Source organism: Antarcticimicrobium sediminis (assembly GCF_004348975.1).
Lineage (GTDB): Bacteria > Pseudomonadota > Alphaproteobacteria > Rhodobacterales > Rhodobacteraceae > Antarcticimicrobium > Antarcticimicrobium sediminis.
Genome location: NZ_SMFP01000027.1, coordinates 1 through 17,987, shown reverse-complemented (window position 1 = coordinate 17,987; position 17,987 = coordinate 1). Strand labels below are relative to the sequence as shown.

Here is a 17,987-nt window from a genome sequence, read left to right as displayed (position 1 = left end):
GTCGGTATTGTTCTTCATGGCGTGATCTCCTTGGCGGTTGCTGCCGCCGGTTGGGTGGGTTTGAGTTCACCCGGAGATTACGCCACCTTCAAATTTCCACCACCTTCGCGACACGACCGGCTTGCCCATCCCAGGAAAATCCCTCCGACGGGGTTCTTGGATCACTCAAGTCAACTGCAACGAACACATCAGAAACCCGAGGTTATTGGGGGTTCCCTGACACCTATCTGTCATAAAATTGCGAAAGATCAGGCAAACTTTCCAAGGGGTAATCCGGGTGCAGCGTCCAGAGGTTTTGCTCGTCCAATTCCAGCGGCCGCAATGTGCCGCCAGGAAACGCTCGGGTGCGCAGGGTTAATGCGATATCCGACATCACCGCAGGATTCTGGCGGAAATACGAATGTCCATACGCGCTGCCAGCTTTCTCGACCTGAATGAAATTTACCAACCCGATCCGCCCAAGGCTTTCCAACTCGCCTAGACTGAAATCCGCAGCACTCGACGCACCAAACCGAGGTGCGCTGGTGAGAGCTGATGATAAATGCAAAGCGCTATCATTGCTGTTGATATAGACATTGATCTGCTCGAACGCTTCGGCAAAATGCTCGGCCATTAACCGTTGCTGCATCACACCGACGTCCAGATCTGCGGCAGCCAGAATCAAGGTGCCGGTTTTCAATGCCAGCTTTGGCTTTCTCCCTTTTCCCCTCTGCTCGATGATTAGCTCTCTTAGCGCCGAAGTCACCACGACGGTGCCTCGCGAATGCGCAACGATGTCGATATCTTCGACTTCCGGAATGTCAGCCAGCATCCGCAGAAACTCTTTTAGGTGAAAAATCGAAAACTCGCCGGCTTCAACATCTTTGAAATATCCAAAGATCCCGCTGTTCCCGGCTGGCCAACTGAACGCGATCGGCAAAGATTCCCGCCCGGTAAAATGCCAAAGGTTGGCCAGTACCGTCAACGAGTCGTCAAATTGGTTCTTTACCCCATGCACGTAAATCAGGATCCGTCCGTTCCCGGTGCGTTTGATTTCATCGCTGATGGCGGCTTGAAACAGGCGGACCTGCTGCTGATATTCTTGCTCGGGTCCAGCCAAGTTGTGAATGCGCCCATTGAGGCGTTCAAAGGGAAGCGGTGTTGCCGGGAACCTAACAACCTCTCGGGCCGGTTGCACGACTAGCGATGAAAACCTTTGACCGGAATCTGAATGGGTCCGCTGTACAAGGTCTTCCCAATCCTTTGTATCGCCAAACTGGACCTTCGCTGCCCCGAAAACCATTGAATTCGAACGGGCCAGACCATACCCGGCCGAGTTTTCACCTTGTTTCACCTGCGCTCTGTCAGTGACAAAGTACATCTGCGGGGTTACAGTTCTAAGGGCTTCAGACACTCCCTGCGCAGGGTAGTTTCTACCTGTGCTGTACAAATTCGGTGTTGAGGAAAACCGCCCAGCAGAGTTTCCGCAACCCGTCATCACCACCGCCAGCAGCAAAATCGTCAGCAGGCGGGGAATATTTCCCACCATACGTGTTTTTTGGTTGATGCGATCAGCGCAGTACAAATCGAGCCTTCCTCGCAGGTTCAAAACTGATGGCGTGAACGGATCATCACAGCGTCCGCACTTGGTCTTTTGTCCACGAACCGGCGTCTTATTAGTTGGTCAAAGCCAAAGACAAGCGGCGACCTGAATCCTGACTGTACCTCTATTCCCAGAAAACTGGAGAGCTTATATGTGCTGTCCAGATCATTTTGCGGTGATGTCAGACGGTCGTGTCTCGAATCTGGTGGAAATTCTCCGGCGGCGTCCTCCGGGCATGGGGATTTGGGCCTAATCAAGCCGCGAGATCAAGACTGATCGGGGCGATGGGCTGACCCGCAGCCACGCCTCCACCGTAGCAGGCTCCCGGTCCGGAAGAATATCGATGACCCGGCGCCGCTCCAGATCGCAGATCAACGTGCCGTACCGCTGACCTTTGCGCCATGCCCAGTCATCGATGCCGATGACGCGGAGTTCGCTGCTGGCAGCCTCCGCCGTGCTTCGAATGCTGCGCAGAAAGGTATCCTTGCTGGCCGGCCGCTGGAGCCGTGCAGCAAGTGCCTGTGCTGGACGCCCGCCCAGTGCCAAGCCAAGGTGCCGGACCCGCCCTTGCAGACGGGAGGTGCGCCGCGCATACGGCCGGGTCACCGCAGGTGGGAACCGCTCCGCGAATATCTTCGCAGAGCAATTCATGGCGCGGCACCGAAAGCGACGAACCAGCAAGACCAATTCCACAGCCCGGCCATGAGCCGGCAGATCAGCCGGACGACGCCGATACCTGCTGTGGACATGCCGCGAAATCCTGCCGCAGTGCGGACAGGACGCCGCAGTTTTGGCGGAATGTGAATGGATCCGGATCGTGTTTTCGACAAGTGCGATCTGATCGGCCTTGAGACCTGCGGGTAGAAAATCCCGCCGTGAAAAGTGCAACGCCATCGGCAACCTCCGCGAAAGATGGCCGAAATATAGCGTTAGCCATGCCAGAACTGCACCAAATCTGCGTCAGAGCCAGAATTGCATGCCGATTGACACCCGGGCATATCATGAGCAAGGGCCGCACTTCGGGCGTGGTCCCCGCACGCCCGGCCGGAACGGCCCCGTCGGAACCGCCCTCATCTTCGTCGCCTTCCGAGGCAAGCCTGTCTGCGTCGCCGTCTGCCCGGCGGAAGCGCGTGCCCCTTGCCCCCCGAGCTGCTCGCCCAGGATGCCTTATCGGCGAGGCTTGATGCGAATGCCCTGCCGGGGTTGTGCGCCGATCTGATTGCCTCGACTTTCCGCTGATCTGGTCTGGAAACACTTTCTGGCCGTAAGCCCCTCTCAGCATTGGGTGAATTCGCCTGTTGTAACAGAGAGGCAAGAAGGGCGTGGACCGGCCGGATAGCGTTGTCCGCTTAGGTGTTGGACTGTGCGCCGGGTTTGGTGATAGATTGGCGGGCCACGGTATCATCCGTCCACGTCCAGTGCAGGAAGCGCGAGATGAGATCTTTGCGACGCATGTCCGTCATGCTTCGTCTGTTTGCCTGTTCATCGCAGAGCTGTCATCCGGGGATTCCGAGTTCCGCCCAAAGCGAGCGCGGCACGGGTGTGGCGAGATCCCATTGCACCTTGATAGGCTTTTCTCCCTCCCAACCGGCAAAGCTGGGCTGACCGCAGTAGATGAAGGGATTTACCTTGCCGTTCAACTTGTTCCCGCGGCGTATGAAGAGGTGCACGGTGTGCCCCTCGGTGCCATTCAGGATGCGGCCATGCTTGCTCGCCTGTTTTGTCTGGTTCTGGCTGAACCATTGCAGGCGGGTGGGCGAAAGGAATTTGTTTGGATAGACTTGCTCCGGATTGGCGACGCCGGCCAGCAGGATCATGATCTTCTTGTCCGGTAGCGGTTTCATCCCCGTGCGCCACAGGTGGTTGGCCCATTCTACTTCGAAATGCGCGGCAATATCTGGGACGAAGTAGCGCTGGTAGGGTTCAAGCGTATCGGATTTCCCTTTGAAGGTCGGCTTAGGTTCGGCCGCAGCCCGGACAGAAGGCATTTCTGCCAGGCGCCATTCGACCAGTTCGTCAACCAATTGGCCAAGTAGGCCACTGGCATCCGGCCGCGAAAGGCGGGTGCCTTCGCCGGTGACGTGTGTGTTGAAGGCAAGCTCTACCGCGCCTTCGGAGGGCATGCTACCAGCTGTCAGGTCGCGCAGTCCAACCAACGCGGCGCGGTTCAGCCCGCGCGGCTTTTCAATATCGGAGAGCAGGCGTCCATGGGTTGCGAAGGGGCGCTCGGGCAGGTCGTCGCCCATATCGCGAACGAAGGCGAACCAACTGCCATGACCTGAGGCGCGCGGGTCAAAGGAATTGCGATAAAGCTCGGCGGCGGTTGGACGCGTGCCCGTGCGCTCGCGGAAATCGCGGTAGAACGCTTCGATCTCGGCGGCGCCTTCATGCGGGCGCAGTAGGGCGCGCAGCGTCTCGATGACTTCCAAATCATAGGTGATCTTGCAGCCCGCGGGCATCTGGAAGGTACCATTGTCCAGCGCTTCCAAGCGGCTGGAAATCGACCTGTCGCCGCTTCCGGATTGGAGTAGGGTCGCGACCTTGGTCAGGAAGCTGCGATGATTGCCGATGTAGTCGATGACCTTCAGCACCTTGCCCTCGACCCTGCGCAGGCCGCGACCCAGCTGTTGTAGCCAGACGATGGCGCTTTCCGTTGGGCGCAGCATCAGGACGGTGCCGATCTCGGGCACGTCTACGCCCTCGTTAAACATGTCCACGGCAAAGAGGATGTCGATCTCGCCCTTGCCAAGGGCCGCCAACGACGACGCGCGTGGTGCCGAGCCGGGCCCAGAGTGCACCGAGACGGCGCGAATGCCTTCGGCGTTAAACAGCTCGGCCATGAAATCAGCGTGCCGCATGGAGCAGCAGAAACCGATCGCTGGGCCCTGGGCCTTGTCGCGATACTGCTCCAGCGCGTTGCGCGCGCGAGCCTGCGTAGCCAGTACAGTTTCCAGCGCAGTCGGGTCGAACTGGCCCGAACGCCAAGGGATCTGGGCATAATCCACGTCGTCGGGCACGCCGAAATAGTGGAATGGCGACAAGTGGCCCTCGTCGATGCCGCGGAACAGGTCGCAGCTGTAAACGAGGTTCTCGCCGCACAGGCCGAGCAGGTCGGCGCCATCAGATCGGTCCGGCGTCGCTGTTAAACCCAATAGGAACCTTGGCGTGAAGTGTCGTATCAGTGCCTGGTAGGTACGTGCGGCGGCATGATGGAATTCGTCGACGATGATGTAGTCGAAATGGTCCGGCGTAAACTGGCGCAGATGCCCGATACGCCCCAGGGTTTGAATCGAGGCAAAGAGGATGTCTGCATCGGCGGACTTCTCGGTGCCGGTGTAGCGGCCGAGGGTGGCTTCGGGGCGGATGCGGCGGAAGGCAGCCATGGCCTGGGTCAAGATCTCTTCTCGGTGTGCGACGAAGAGGATGCGCTGCGCCTTGGTCTCGATCGTGTCGAAGGCGGCGAGCCAAGTCTTGCCGAGACCGGTAGCGAGCACGACCAACCCGGCGCGTTGGCCATTCTGGCGCGAGCCTTCCAATGCATCCAAGGCTTCACGCTGGATCGGGTGCGGATCGGGGGGCGGGCCCTCCTCGGCGACGACCTGTGCTGTGAACTCGGGTAGTGGACGGGAGCGGCGGCGCTTGGCGTATACATCGATCCACTCGGGCGTAAGGGGCTGGACCTGCGGACTCTGCAGCAGTTCTTCGAAGGCGGCGGCGACCTGGTCGGCGGCGTCCTCGGAATGCAGGTTCCATTCCACCCCGTCGCGAAGTGCCGATTGCGAGAGGTTGGAGCTGCCGACTATGGCCGCGCCGCGCTGGTTGGCAGCGCGGAACAGCCAGGCCTTGGGGTGAAAGCTAAGACCGCTGGTTTCAAAAACATAGAGCTCGGCTCCGTCGAGATCGTACAGCCGGGCGAGGGCGGTTGGATCGGTGGTGTCGAGGTAGTCCCCGACCACCACGCGTAGCCTGCCCCCCCGTTCCAGCAACTCGCGCAACCAAGGTTCCAGCAGGGCGACGCCACTGTCCATGGCAAAAGCCACGGCGAGGTCCACGGATTGCGCTTGGTCCAGCTGTTCGGTGAGCAGCGGTAGCAGCGGGTCGTTGCCGCCGGTGGTCAGCCGGGCGGGTTGGATGGTATCCTCATGCTCTCTCAGATGGAAATGTTGGTGGTCCGAACTGGCTGTCAGCTCACGCACACCCCGCCCCAAGGCCTGCCCGATTTCGGCCAGCATGAACATTTGCTCGGATTCGGAAAGATCATCCCAATCCGGGACATGGCGCGGCGCCCGTATCAAGCGTTCGGCACGGCACTGGCAAATCGGGCAATTCTTCGACGTGTCTGACAAGCGCCTGCTTTTCCTCAACCTTCTGTAGTGATGGCATCATAGAATACACGACACTCAACTGCCAGGTTTGTATTGGAATTGCACAGAGCATTGGACGCCATTTCCATCTGGGGGCTCCGTTGAGCATATAACGTAAAGCCCACAGTTCCCTTTTCCGCGGGCGGACTTATCCTATCCGCTCCGTGTGCGGAGCGCCGGGTAGCAGTTCAGAACGGCAGCGCGGCCCTGAAGTGCGGCAACCCGACGATCGTTGTAGCGCGACATGATGCTCGCTTTACCAAGGCATGTCCGTCAGGATCGCACAGGCCGTGACCTTGGCTATGCCGGGAATGCTTACCAGAATGTCAGCTTTTGCGCGCAGCTTCTGATCTGCGGCAATGATGGTGTCGACCAGATCTGCAATCTGCAACAGGTCGCGGTCGATCTGGCTCAATTGGCGTTTGATCTGCTGGGACAGCAAGCGGTGGGTTGTAGCGGCAAGTCGTGCTTTTGCCGCAGTGCGATCCTTGATCCGCTGCCTTGCAGTGCATGCTTACATGCATGAGAAGGAGAGCTTGCCGTGCCGTTGATAACTGTTTGAGATCACGCAGCATTTCGCCCTTGGGTTGATCCGCCTTCACTTGTAACAGCGACCCCATTCGAGCCAGAATTGCTGCGTCCGTCGCTTGGCAGGCGATGCTTGCATCGCTGAGAGGGAACCCGGTCTGTTTTTGCCAGATGGCCGGCTCCTTCGCAAAAGCGCCGTGCCTGGCGTGGGTTCGCAAGTCATCTCGGGATCGAACCAGTCTTACGGCGATTGCAGGCAATCTCCGTAAGGCCAGTGGATCGTCAGAGAGCCCCCGCGATTGAGCGCTTCGTTATGGGTGGGCCAGTTCCTGGTCCTGTCGGTCGGGGATGTCGGTCTGCTCATGCACTCCAGCGATCACGCTGGATTCACGAGATGAATCCCTTATGGGATTCGCGCAACAGAGCCCTGCAATATCGTTCATTTTTTCGCTTTCTATGTCGGTTTCGATAGGGGCCCGACTTGGCTCTCGATCGCTGCGGCGACGCGGTACAACAGACCCTCGCCCAGCATGGGGCCAGTCACCATAAGTCCGACAGGCAGCCCATCAATTGTTCCGCAAGGGATCGAAAGAGACGGGTGACCCGTTGCGTTGAAGGGGCTGGTATTTGAGGTCATGCCAAATGCAGATGTTATGCCCGCTTCGCGCCCGTCTTCGGGGCGGGGTCGTCTGGGGGGCAAGAACGGAAGCGTTGGCATAATCAAGACGTCAACCTCTTGAAGTGCAGCGTCATAGGCCGCTCCCAGATGCCGCGATAGGTTTTGCGCTTTGCCGTAATAGCGCCCGCCGTAGGTGCGCAACATATATTCCCCCATCAACATCCCCAGCTTGACCGTGTCATGCATCAGATGCGCTTGGCCGCGCCATTGGGCCTGCCGCTGCATGGCAGAGGGGAGGTACAAGCCCTTGGGCCCAAATCCGAATCCGTTGCCGTGAAACATTGTCGCCATGCAGCCCTCTGCAGCGCGAGGGAGCCAGATTGCGCCACCGACCAAGTGCAAGGGGACGGAAATATCGACGACACTGGCCCCTAGGTCTTCCAGCGCGGCTGTCGTCGTTTTGACCGCATCGTTCACGCGCGCATCGGATCCTTCGGCGGCAAACCCTTCGGTGAGCAACCCGATACGCAGACCTGCGATGCCCTCATCTATGGCCGTGGCATACTCCTGCGCGGGCGCGCCTTGTTGGCGGGCATCCAAGCCATCTGGCCCCGCAATGACCGACAGGACAAGGGCGTTGTCGGCAACCGTTTTGGTGATCGGTCCGATATGGTCAATTGAGGGTTCCATCCCCAGATTGCCAGAGCAGGGGACCAGCCCGAATGTTGGCTTCATCCCGACCGCACCGCAACAGGCTGCCGGCACGCGCACAGACCCGCCTTGGTCTGTCCCGATCCCAAGATCGACAACCCCACCGCCAACGAGCGCCGCTGTCCCAGAAGAAGATCCGCCTGCCGTGTAGCCGCTTTGCCAGGGATTATCGACTGGCCCACGGGCGTTGGTATGACTGCCACCAGAAAAGCAATAGTCCTCGTTCGCTGTCTTGGCGACGATCCGAGCCCCCGCATCCAAGAGCCGTTCGACAACTGTTGCGTCGACCTCTGGGGTATATCCCTCAAATATCGCCGAGCCGTTCATCATCGGGACGCCGGCCAATGCCACGCAGTCCTTTATGACGATTTCACGTCCGGCCAAGGGGCCAGTTTCTGCACCAGCTACGTCTACGAACCGCTGAACCGCGCCAAATGGGTTGTCCTGCGCATCAGGAACATAGCCCGGCGTACGGGGCCAGCGTGGTAAAGGCAAGTTATCAGGCAGTGCGTCCAAGGCCGCATATGCGCCCATTGGATCTTTGACCAGATCGGTAAACATCCTGACTTCGTCAGGATCCAATCCAAACCCTAGGTCGTCGGCAATCGCGGCCACTTGGTGGCAATTGGGTAATTTAACCATTGTGTGTCCTTCCTCGGGAAGTTTGGATACTGAGCTACTCCCCATCCTTTGGACAGGACCTGGCGTGACTTAAGCTACTCGTGCGCCTGCTGATCAGGGGGACTGTATAATTTCTGTGCCAATAGACCACCGTTGCCCGGCGTCGCAAGCGACTGCCGTGCCGGGCAACTATTCCAGCTTCACGCAGGACCTGCTCAATTCATACGACAAGAGGGGCGCAAAATAAGCTGACGCCTTAGCACGCACCGAAAACTGCGGGATCACTGGAGCTTTCGAGGCTCCTTGAGGCCGCGACTTGTGTCAGAACGGGGCAGTGTGGTCTGGAAAAGGGATGGGGTCAGCCGACTTTTTCCGCGTCCAGCGCCTCAGCAAAGCTTTGAAAGAATTTGGCGGCAAGCTTTTTGGACGTGCTTTGGATCAACCGGCTTCCCAATTGCGCCAGCTTGCCACCGATTTTCGCCTTTGCGTCATAGGTCAGGATGGTTGTTTCCCCGTCTGCAATCAGCGTCACATCGGCCCCGCCCGTGGCATGGCCCGCGACCCCGCCATTGCCTTGGCCGGTCAGGGAAAACGCATCCGGTGCGCCGCTTTTGTCCAGTTGCACGTCCCCGCTGAACCGCGCTTTCACCGGCCCGACCTTGAGAAGGATTTTTGCCTGTAGTTCGGTATCGGAAAGCTGGGTCAACTCTTCACAGCCCGGAATGCAGTGCCGCAGGATTTCAGGATCGTTGAGGGCGGCATAAACCCGCGCCATCGGCGCATTGATGGTGATCTGGTCATTGAGTTCCATGGTCGCACCTTTTCAGCAGCAGGGGAATTTTATGGTTGCAAGCGTTTCGGCCTGCGCCGGTGTCAGGGTCCATTTTTGGCGTAGTGCGCCAAAGTATTTGCGTAATCTGTTCATGTCGGGGCCCTTTCAGATGCCATGTGTTGAAAAGCCGCAAAGGCGGCGGGGGTGCGATGTCGTGACAGAAACCGGGGTGCGGCACGGCCACCCATGCGCCAGATCAGGGTTGGTGCGCCCATCCGGCGCGACAGGCCGGCAGCCAGGATGATCGCGCCAACCCTATCCATTCTGTGCGACCTGCGCCAAACGCGTGCGTTTGACCTGCGTCAGTTCTGCGAGGATCGACAGGGCGATCTCGGCCGGGGTGACGGCCCCGATATTCAAGCCAGCCGGCGCGTGGACCGTCGCAATCTGTGCGGGGTCGACGCCTTCGGCCGCCAATTTGTCCGACAGGCTGGCAAATTTCTTCGTGCTGCCAACAAAGGCGACATAATCGGCGGTCTCGGCCAAGCTGGTTTTGAGAGCGGCAAGATCGCCCTGGCCTTGGGTCGCAATGACAAGATATCTGCCGCGCCCGGGCGCGCGAGGCGGCAGCGGCATATCCAGGATTGGAGGCACCACCGCCCAGCCAAACTGCGGCGCAAGTTCCGCCAACTTGTACGCGACCGGGGACTCTCCGAAAATCAAAAGGTCTGGGTCGGGCAAATGCGGTTCAATGAAAATATCGACCGTGCCCTTGGACGGGCAGCCGTTGCGGGCAAAGTGGATGCCGTCAACGTCGTCGCCCGCCTGCACTCCTTTTTCGGTCAGACCTTCCTCGGGGGTGACCGAGATGAGCTGAGGCTTGCCAGTGACATAGGCGCGCAGCGTGGCCTCTTTGATCGCGCCGCGCACGCAGCCGCCGCCAAGCCACCCCTCAAGGATTGTGCCATCGTCCCGCAACAGCGCCTTGGCCCCCGGTTTCGCGGCGGTTGTGCCCGCGGTGCGCACGATGGTGGCAATGGCAAAGACGTCTTGGCCTGTCTGAAGACCGTGCTGAGCGATGTGTTTGGGTGTCATAACCGTGCCAACTCCGTCTCTAAGGCCGCCAGATCATCCAGCGTATTCGCCGCGCGAAACAGATCGAGATGCGGCAAGGCCCCGGCCATGGCGCGGGCAGTTGGTGCATAGCCATCCCAGCCTTTCAAAGGGTTGAGCCAGATGATCTTGCAGCCGCGTTGTTTCAGCCGGACCAGCGCATCCGAGATTCGCTCGGGCGCGCCGGTGTCATAGCCATCCGACAGGATCATCACGACGGTTCGGTTGTCTACGAAGCGGCGGCCATAGGTGGCGGCAAAACTGTCCAGACTGTCGCCAATCCGGGAACCGCCGGCAAAGCCGTCCGCCAGCAGCGACAAACGCGCAAGCGCGCGCAGGGCGTCCTTGTCGCGCAGGGCTTCGGTGATCCGCACCAGACGGGTGTGAAACAGATAGGCATCGGCGCGCGCGTCCGCCCGCATCAACCCCGCAAGGAACGCCAGAAAGATGCGGGAATAGACGGTCATCGACCCGGAGACATCGCAAATCGCGGTGATCCGCAGCGTGCGGTCGGGCCGCTGGCGTTTGGGCAAGGTAAAGGGCTCCCCCCCGGTGGCAAGGCTTTGCCGCATGACTTTGCGAAAGTGGATTTGATCGCCTTTGCGGGCGGCTTTCCTGCGACGCGAGCGACGATCGCGCAGAGCGGCCCCCAGACGCAGGGCGATCTGCTCGGCCTCGGCGATATCCTCGGGCTGGACCAAGTCGCGCAGGTCTTTCTTGAACAGGTTCGCGACATCTGTGGCGACCAATTTCCCCTCGCCATCGCTTTCGGCTTCGCCCGTTCCGCCGTCGGGGGTGCTGATGTCACCGGAGCTGCCGCTGGTTTCCCCGCGCGCCTCTCGCGTGGACTGGATGTTGTCGCTTTGGCTTGGGGTGGCTGTTGGCATCATGCGGGTTTTGACCCGCCCGCCATTCATCCAGAAGCTGTTGAACAACCCGTCAAACTGCGCGGCCTCTTCCGCACAGCCGGTAAAGACGGATTTCAGCGCGCGGCGGGCATCGTTCGGGTTTGCGGCGTTGATCTGCGCCAAGGCCTGCAATGCGAGACCGGTTTCGCCGACGCCGAGGCGCAGGCCATTGTCGCGCAGATGGGCCACAAAGCCGGCCATTCGCGCGGCTGGGCCCGGATCGCGGGCGGCAAATTTGGTGACACGTGTCATGCGGCTTTTCCTGCCAGCCGTTGCGCGATTTCCGTGGGGATCGCGTCACGATCCCGTTGGGTCTTGAGCAGGGTCGCAAGCGTCGCATGCAAGATCGCGGGGTCCTCGGTCAGATCCGCGACCCCAAGGCCCATTAGGGCGGCGGCGAAATCCAGCATCTCGGCAATGCCGGGCTTTTTCTCCAGTTCCTGTTTGCGCAAGGACTGCACAAAGGCCACGATCTGCGCGCAGAGCCGGTCGGTGATGTCGGGATAGCGCGTCACCAGAATGGACAGTTCCGTTTCCAGATCGGGATAGGGCACATGGGCATAAAGGCATCTGCGCCGCAGCGCATCGCTAAGGTCGCGGGTGCCATTGGCGGTCAGGATCACCATGGGCCGTGTCGTCGCCGAAATGGTGCCCATTTCGGGGATGGTCACCTGAAACTCGGACAGGATTTCAAGCAGATAAGCCTCAAACTCCTCATCCGCGCGGTCGATTTCATCGATCAGCAATACCGGCGCCTTGTCTTGGCGGATCGCCTTCAACAAGGGACGTTCCAGCAGGAATTCATCCGAGAATATCCGCGCCTCGACGGTCTTGCCTGTCTCGCCATCTTCGGAGGCCGCGCGGATCGCCAGCAATTGGCGTTGGTAATTCCATTCATAGATCGCTTGCGCGGCGTCGAGCCCTTCATAGCACTGCAACCGGATCAACTGGGTATCCTGCACCGCCGCCAGAACCCGCGCGACCTCGGTCTTGCCGACGCCTGCGGCCCCTTCCAGAAGCAAGGGGCGGCCAAGTGACAGCGACAGATGCAGCGCCATCGCCAGATCCCCCGAGGCAATATATCCCTGTTCGGCCATAGCCGTTTGGAGCGTTGTCCAAGTCATTTGATCCCCTCCCGAAGGGGCGGGCCGCTGCACACGGCCCGCGCCCGGTGTTTTAGCCGTGCATCCCGAGGCTGTTGGCCGTCTGCCAAATGCGCCAATGGTCATGGGGCATATTGGTGTGACGGTTGCCAAAGGGGCGGAACGCATCCTGTACCGCGTTCGAGAAGCAAGGCACGCCGCCCACATGCGGGCTTTCGCCCACGCCTTTCGCCCCGATGGGATGATGCGGGCTTGGGGTCACGGTAAAGTCCGTCTCGTAGTTCGGCACTTCCCACGCGGTTGGCAGGAAGAAATCCATCAACGTGCCGGTCTTGACGTTGCCCATATCGTCATAGGCGATCTCTTGCCCCAAGGCGACGGCGAGCGCTTCGGTCAGCCCGCCGTGGATCTGGCCTTCGATCACCATCGGGTTGATCCGTGTGCCGCAATCATCCAGCGCATAGAAGCGGCGGATTTCCGGCACACCGGTGTCGACGTCGATGTCCATGACACAGACATAGGCCCCGAACGGATAGGTCATGTTGGGCGGATCGTAGTAGCTGACCGCTTCCAGACCCGGCTCCAGCCCCGGAATGGCTTGGTGATAGGCGGCATAGGCGATGTCTTTCATCGTCTTGAACCGCTCTGGCGCGCCTTTGACGACAAAGCGATCCACGTCGAATTCCACGTCGTCGTCGTGAACTTCCAGCAGATAGGCCGCGATCATCTGCGCCTTGGCGCGAATTTTGCGCCCCGCCATCGCCGTTGCGGCCCCTGCCACAGGGGTCGAGCGCGACCCATAGGTTCCAAGACCGTAGGGGGCCGTGTCGGTATCGCCTTCCTCGATCGTGATGCTGTCGGCAGGCAGGCCAATCTCGGTCGCGAGGATTTGCGCGAAGGTCGTGGCGTGACCTTGGCCCTGCGAGATGGTGCCAAGCCGTGCCACCGCAGAGCCGGTGGGGTGGATGCGGATTTCGCAGCTGTCGAACATGCCCATCCCGAGGATGTCGCAGTTCTTGACCGGCCCCGCGCCGACGATCTCGGTAAAGAACGACAAGCCGATGCCCATCACCTTGCGGGTCTTGCCGGCCTTGAAATCCTCAACGCGCTGGGCCTGTTCCGCGCGCAGCCCGGTGTAGTCAACCGCCGCCAGCGCCTTGTCCCACGCGGTTTGATAATCGCCCGAGTCGTATTCCCACCCCAAGGCGGCCGTGTAGGGGAACTGCTCCTTCTTGATGAAGTTGATCGAGCGCAACTTGGCCGGGTCCATGTTCAGCTCGATCGCAAGAACTTCGATCATGCGTTCGATGAAATACACGGCTTCGGTCACGCGGAAGGAACAGCGGTAAGACACCCCGCCCGGCGCCTTGTTGGTATAGACGCCATCAACCCCGAGATAGGCGACGGGGATGTCATAGGACCCGGTGCAGATGTTCATGAACCCGGCCGGAAACTTGGTGGGGTCGGCGCAGGCATCAAAGGCGCCGTGATCCGCCGTCACATGGCAGTGCAGACCGGTGATCTTGCCCTCTTTGGTGGCGCTGATCTTGCCCTTCATCCAATAGTCGCGGGCAAAGGCGGTGGACATCAGGTTTTCCATCCGGTCCTCGACCCATTTCACCGGGACGCCCGTGACGATGGAGGCGACGATGGAACAGACGTAGCCGGGATAAACCCCGACCTTGTTGCCGAACCCACCGCCGATATCCGGCGAGACGACACGAATGTTGTGCTCTTCGATGCCCGAGAGGATCGAGGCCACCGTGCGCACGACATGCGGGGCCTGGAAGGTGCCCCATAGGGTCAGCTTGCCGTTCACCTTGTCCATCGATGCCACCGATCCGCAGGTTTCAAGCGGGCAGGGGTGGGTGCGGTGGTAATACATCTCTTCGGTCGCGACGACTTCGGCATTGTCGATCACCTGATTGGTGGCCTCTTCCTCGCCGACCTCCCACGTGAAGATGTGGTTGGGATGCTTGCGGGGGCCATGCGCGCCGTTGGGGATCGAGCCGTCTTCGGCCACCAGGTCCTCGCGCAGAACCACGTCGGATTGCAGCGATTTGAACGGATCGACAAGAACCTCGAGCTCTTCGTAATCCACCTCGACCAGCTCCACCGCATCGGCGGCGACATAGCGGTCGGAGGCAACGACGAAGGCGACCTCCTGACCTTGGAACAGAACCTTCCCGTCGGCCAGAACCATCTGTTTGTCGCCCGCCAGCGTCGGCATCCAATGCAGGCCAAGCGGCTCAAGATCCTTGGCCGTCAGAACCGCCACAACGCCGGGCAGCGCCATCGCCGCGTCGATGTTGATCGATTTGATCCGGGCATGGGCATAGGGGGAGCGGACGAAATCGCCGTGCAACATGCCGGGCAGTTTGATGTCATCGACATAGTTGCCCTTGCCCTGGGTAAAGCGCGCGTCTTCAACCCGCTTTCGCGAACACCCCATGCCTTTCAGGCCAGCGACGCGTTCTTCGCGTGTGATGTCGTCCTTCATTGTGCTGCCTCCTTGGCTGCATTCAGCTCGGTCGCGGCCGCGAGAATTGATTTCACGATGTTCTGATAGCCGGTGCAGCGGCAGATATTGCCAGCGATACCAAAGCGCACTTCGGCCTCGGTCGGGTTGGGGTTTTCCTCCAACAGCTTGGCCGCGCGGGTGATCATGCCGGGCGTGCAGAACCCGCATTGAAGGCCGTGATGTTCCTTGAAGGCCTCTTGCAGGACGTGCAGCGCGCCGGGGCTGCCAAGCCCTTCGATGGTCGTGATCTCTGCGCCATCGGCCTGCGCCACAAAGACGGTACAGGATTTGACCGACTTTCCGTTCATCGTCACCGTGCAAGCCCCACAATGCGAGGTTTCACAGCCCACATGCGGCCCCGTGAGGTTCAGCTTTTCGCGCAGGGCGTAGATCAGCAACTCGCGCGGTTCGGCAAGGAATTCGTGATCCTCGCCATTCACGTTCAGTTTGACGTGCATCTTGTTCGACATGGTGTTTCCCTCCCTAGGCCCGTGACCAGGCGCGCGCGATGGCGCGGCCCAGGACGATGCCTGCCGCGTGGCGTTTGAAGGCGACCGGGCCACGGTTGTCTTCTGTTGGATCGATATCGTCGAGCATGGCAGCGACCGCGGCCTTGTTGGCTGCTTCCCCGCAATCGGTGCCGAGCAGTGCCGCGCCAGCGGCCTGCGACCAGATCGGCGTATCGCTCAGGTTGGTCATCGCAATCGAGGCGGTTGCAACCTTGCCGCCCGCTTTCGAGATTTGCACCGCGGCGGCGGCTGTCGCGTAATCGCCGATCTTGCGTTTTTGCTTTTCATAGGCATGGCCGCCCACGGGGGTGGCAAAGGTGACAGCGGTCAGCACCTCGTCATCGGCCCGCTCGGTCATATAGGCCGCCTCGTAAAAATCGCGGGCAGCGACGGCGCGATCCCCGTCTGGGCCGGTCAGATGAAACTGTGCGTCGAGACATTGCATGAGACCGGGCATGTCGTTGCCCGGATCCCCATTTGCGACATTGCCGCCGACAGTGCCCATATAGCGGACCTGCGGATCGGCAATCTGCAACGCCGCCTCTTTCATGATGGGGGCCGCATCGGCCAAAGCTTGCGAGGTGATGATCTCGTGCTGCGTGGTCATCGCGCCAATGCGCACGGCCCCGTCTTTGATGGTGATCCCGCCCAGCCCGTCGATGCCTTGCAAATCGATCAGATGCGGCACCTCTGCCATCCGCAGCTTCATCATGGGGATCAGGCTGTGCCCGCCCGCCACCACGCGGGCATCGTCTCCGTGTTCCTGAAGCAGGGCAATCACCCCCGCCATATCCTTTGGCCTGTAGTATTCAAACGCCGCTGGTATCATTGCTTCGCCTCCCGTTCCGCAATTATCCGTCAGGAGTCAGGATGGTACGCAGCGGTATGCCGAGGCTTGCGCCGATCAACGAAAGGACCGGGATTTTTCACGAAATGCGCCTGTGGCTGCACGAAATGCGAAAGCCTAAAGCCCCAAGGCGTCGCGCACGGGCTTCAGATAGGACCGGCTGACCGGGGCGGCTGGCAAATCAGCCGCCGCAAAGTGACAGACCCCGTTATCCTTGAGTCTTTCAAAGTGTTTGATCTGCGTCGGGTTCACCAGATAGCTGCGGTGCGTCTGGATAAACCCCACCGCAGTCAGCCGCTTTACCGCCTCGGTGATCGACCAGGCGCAAAAGTGCTTTGCATCACCGGTATAGACATTGGTGTAATGCCCTTCGGCCCGCACAAAGGCGACCTCTGCGGGGTCGATCAGATGCGTTACACCATTGCGCTCGCACGGAATACGGACAGCGAGGGGGGCGGTCTTCGCGGCTTCGGCAGCCGGGGGGGCATTCGTGGGAACACCGGGTAAATCTTGGGGCAACAGCATTGCCGCAGTCGGGATCAGAAAGGTCACACCCATCCACAGGAACGAGCCAAAAATGACGAAGGTTGAAATGATAACCCCCATCGCAAGCGTCTCGTTGCTCATAACGGGGCCGAATTCGTTCAAGGTTGGAACCGCCACAAACCGCGTTCCCGCGATGGCGACAAAATGCACCCCGCTGACCGCAAAGCCAAAGCAAAGCGTGCCGAGCAGAATGCTGCGATTGGTTCGCCGCCCGTAAGCAACCCAGAACGCGGCCACCGAAAACCCGATTGCCGCGACGACGGCCACAGCAATCCCGGCCGGGGTATAGACCGCGCGGCAAAGCTGAAGACCCGCCATGCCGATGTAATGCATCGCAAGGATCCCCAGGCCCACCAGCACACCCGCAGCCGTTAGTGTGACGGGGGTCCTTTCGCGAAAGTGCAAAAGCAGCAAGGCCGTGCCGACGATCAGGATCGCCAGCAAGGCAGAGGCAAGCGTGATCGCCGCATCGTAGTAGAAGAGAATAGGCATCTGGATGCCAAGCATCGCGACAAAGTGCATCGACCAGATGCCCCCGCCCAAGGCAAAGGCAGAGAGTGCAACCGACCCTTTACGCCGCAGAACAGTTTGTTTTGAAAGGTCTTTGGACAGCGTCAAGCCGGTGAAGCCCGCCACCAGGGCGATCACGATAGAAGCTGCAACAAGTGCTGTGCTGTGACTCACGTCCAAGAATTCCATGTACTTTGATGGCATCAATTTGAAAACAAATCAAACCTGTCGATCCATCAGCCCTGCGGTGTTGAAAACTCCGCTTGTCATGGATTCCCAACTAAATCCAAAAGGTTAGGAGGGGCGCATGGGCAATCTATCACCCGCCCTCTACCGCCATCGGTGATGAGGGGTCAGTGAACGAAACCGGTGCGTTGGAACCGCCCCATGCCGAAGCCGTCTCCCACCCGCTATCGCACGACGAACTGGTCCGCCTACTGTGAAACGGCGTTGAAGAGTGCCCCCATCTGCCTCCGGGTTTAAGATCCGAAATCACAACGCTTTACAGTGTTTTTCGGGGTCCCTACCGGTGCTAATGGCGACCCCGCCTAGTTTCCATATTCGTACATTATTTCAGAAGCTTAGGCGTGAACCCTCACGGGGCGCTCCTTTGGTAAGCCTCCGGGGAGGCCCGTCTTTCTGACTTGAGGCTCACGGCGTAGGTCCGGCGCTATGTCCGACCATAGATACAGACCTGAAGTAGAGATCCTTTCTGTCACCGATACCGGGCGCC

The 17,987-nt window shown here is 60.0% G+C and carries 12 protein-coding genes and 1 pseudogene; all 13 read right to left on the bottom strand.

Annotated elements, in window-relative coordinates:
* Positions 1–223 precede the first annotated feature (223 nt).
* Complete coding sequence (locus E1B25_RS20910; protein ID WP_245510805.1) at positions 224–1,564, bottom strand: alpha/beta hydrolase; 1,341 nt, start codon at positions 1,562–1,564, stop codon at positions 224–226.
* 276 nt (positions 1,565–1,840) lie between these two features.
* A pseudogene (locus E1B25_RS20905) lies at positions 1,841–2,476 on the bottom strand (ISL3 family transposase); the annotation flags it as partial.
* 602 nt (positions 2,477–3,078) lie between these two features.
* Positions 3,079–5,928, bottom strand: a complete 2,850-nt coding sequence (locus E1B25_RS20900) for a DUF3427 domain-containing protein (RefSeq protein WP_245510804.1) — start codon at positions 5,926–5,928, stop codon at positions 3,079–3,081.
* A 274-nt stretch (positions 5,929–6,202) separates the two neighbouring features.
* Positions 6,203–6,388 (bottom strand): hypothetical protein, encoded by a 186-nt coding sequence (locus tag E1B25_RS22400; protein ID WP_206338606.1) that lies wholly within the window; start codon positions 6,386–6,388, stop codon positions 6,203–6,205.
* A gap of 540 nt (positions 6,389–6,928) precedes the next feature.
* Complete coding sequence (locus E1B25_RS20890; RefSeq protein WP_132831522.1) at positions 6,929–8,446, bottom strand: amidase; 1,518 nt, start codon at positions 8,444–8,446, stop codon at positions 6,929–6,931.
* A gap of 337 nt (positions 8,447–8,783) precedes the next feature.
* On the bottom strand, positions 8,784–9,236 hold the full coding sequence (locus E1B25_RS20885) for an SRPBCC family protein (RefSeq protein WP_132831521.1): 453 nt from the start codon (positions 9,234–9,236) through the stop codon (positions 8,784–8,786).
* Positions 9,237–9,512: 276 nt separating this feature from the next.
* Positions 9,513–10,292, bottom strand: coding sequence for an XdhC family protein (locus tag E1B25_RS20880; RefSeq protein WP_132831520.1), 780 nt, complete (start codon positions 10,290–10,292; stop codon positions 9,513–9,515).
* Positions 10,289–11,470, bottom strand: coding sequence for a vWA domain-containing protein (locus E1B25_RS20875; RefSeq protein WP_132831519.1), 1,182 nt, complete (start codon positions 11,468–11,470; stop codon positions 10,289–10,291). The genes E1B25_RS20880 and E1B25_RS20875 overlap by 4 nt, the downstream gene beginning before the upstream one ends.
* Positions 11,467–12,342: an AAA family ATPase gene (locus E1B25_RS20870; protein ID WP_132831518.1), complete on the bottom strand. Its 876-nt coding sequence runs from the start codon at positions 12,340–12,342 to the stop codon at positions 11,467–11,469. Before E1B25_RS20870 ends, E1B25_RS20875 begins: the two co-directional genes overlap by 4 nt.
* Before the next feature lie 52 nt (positions 12,343–12,394).
* Positions 12,395–14,821 carry an aerobic carbon-monoxide dehydrogenase large subunit gene (locus E1B25_RS20865; protein ID WP_132831517.1) on the bottom strand — a complete coding sequence of 809 codons (2,427 nt, stop codon included), beginning with the start codon at positions 14,819–14,821 and terminating at the stop codon, positions 12,395–12,397.
* The gene (locus E1B25_RS20860) at positions 14,818–15,312 is read right to left on the bottom strand and encodes a (2Fe-2S)-binding protein (protein ID WP_132831516.1); all 495 of its coding nucleotides are present in this window, start codon (positions 15,310–15,312) and stop codon (positions 14,818–14,820) included. The genes E1B25_RS20865 and E1B25_RS20860 overlap by 4 nt, the downstream gene beginning before the upstream one ends.
* A gap of 13 nt (positions 15,313–15,325) precedes the next feature.
* Complete coding sequence (locus E1B25_RS20855; protein ID WP_132831515.1) at positions 15,326–16,180, bottom strand: FAD binding domain-containing protein; 855 nt, start codon at positions 16,178–16,180, stop codon at positions 15,326–15,328.
* Between the two features lie 135 nt (positions 16,181–16,315).
* Positions 16,316–17,443, bottom strand: coding sequence for an MHYT domain-containing protein (locus tag E1B25_RS20850; protein ID WP_132831514.1), 1,128 nt, complete (start codon positions 17,441–17,443; stop codon positions 16,316–16,318).
* Between the last annotated feature and the right edge of the window lie 544 nt (positions 17,444–17,987).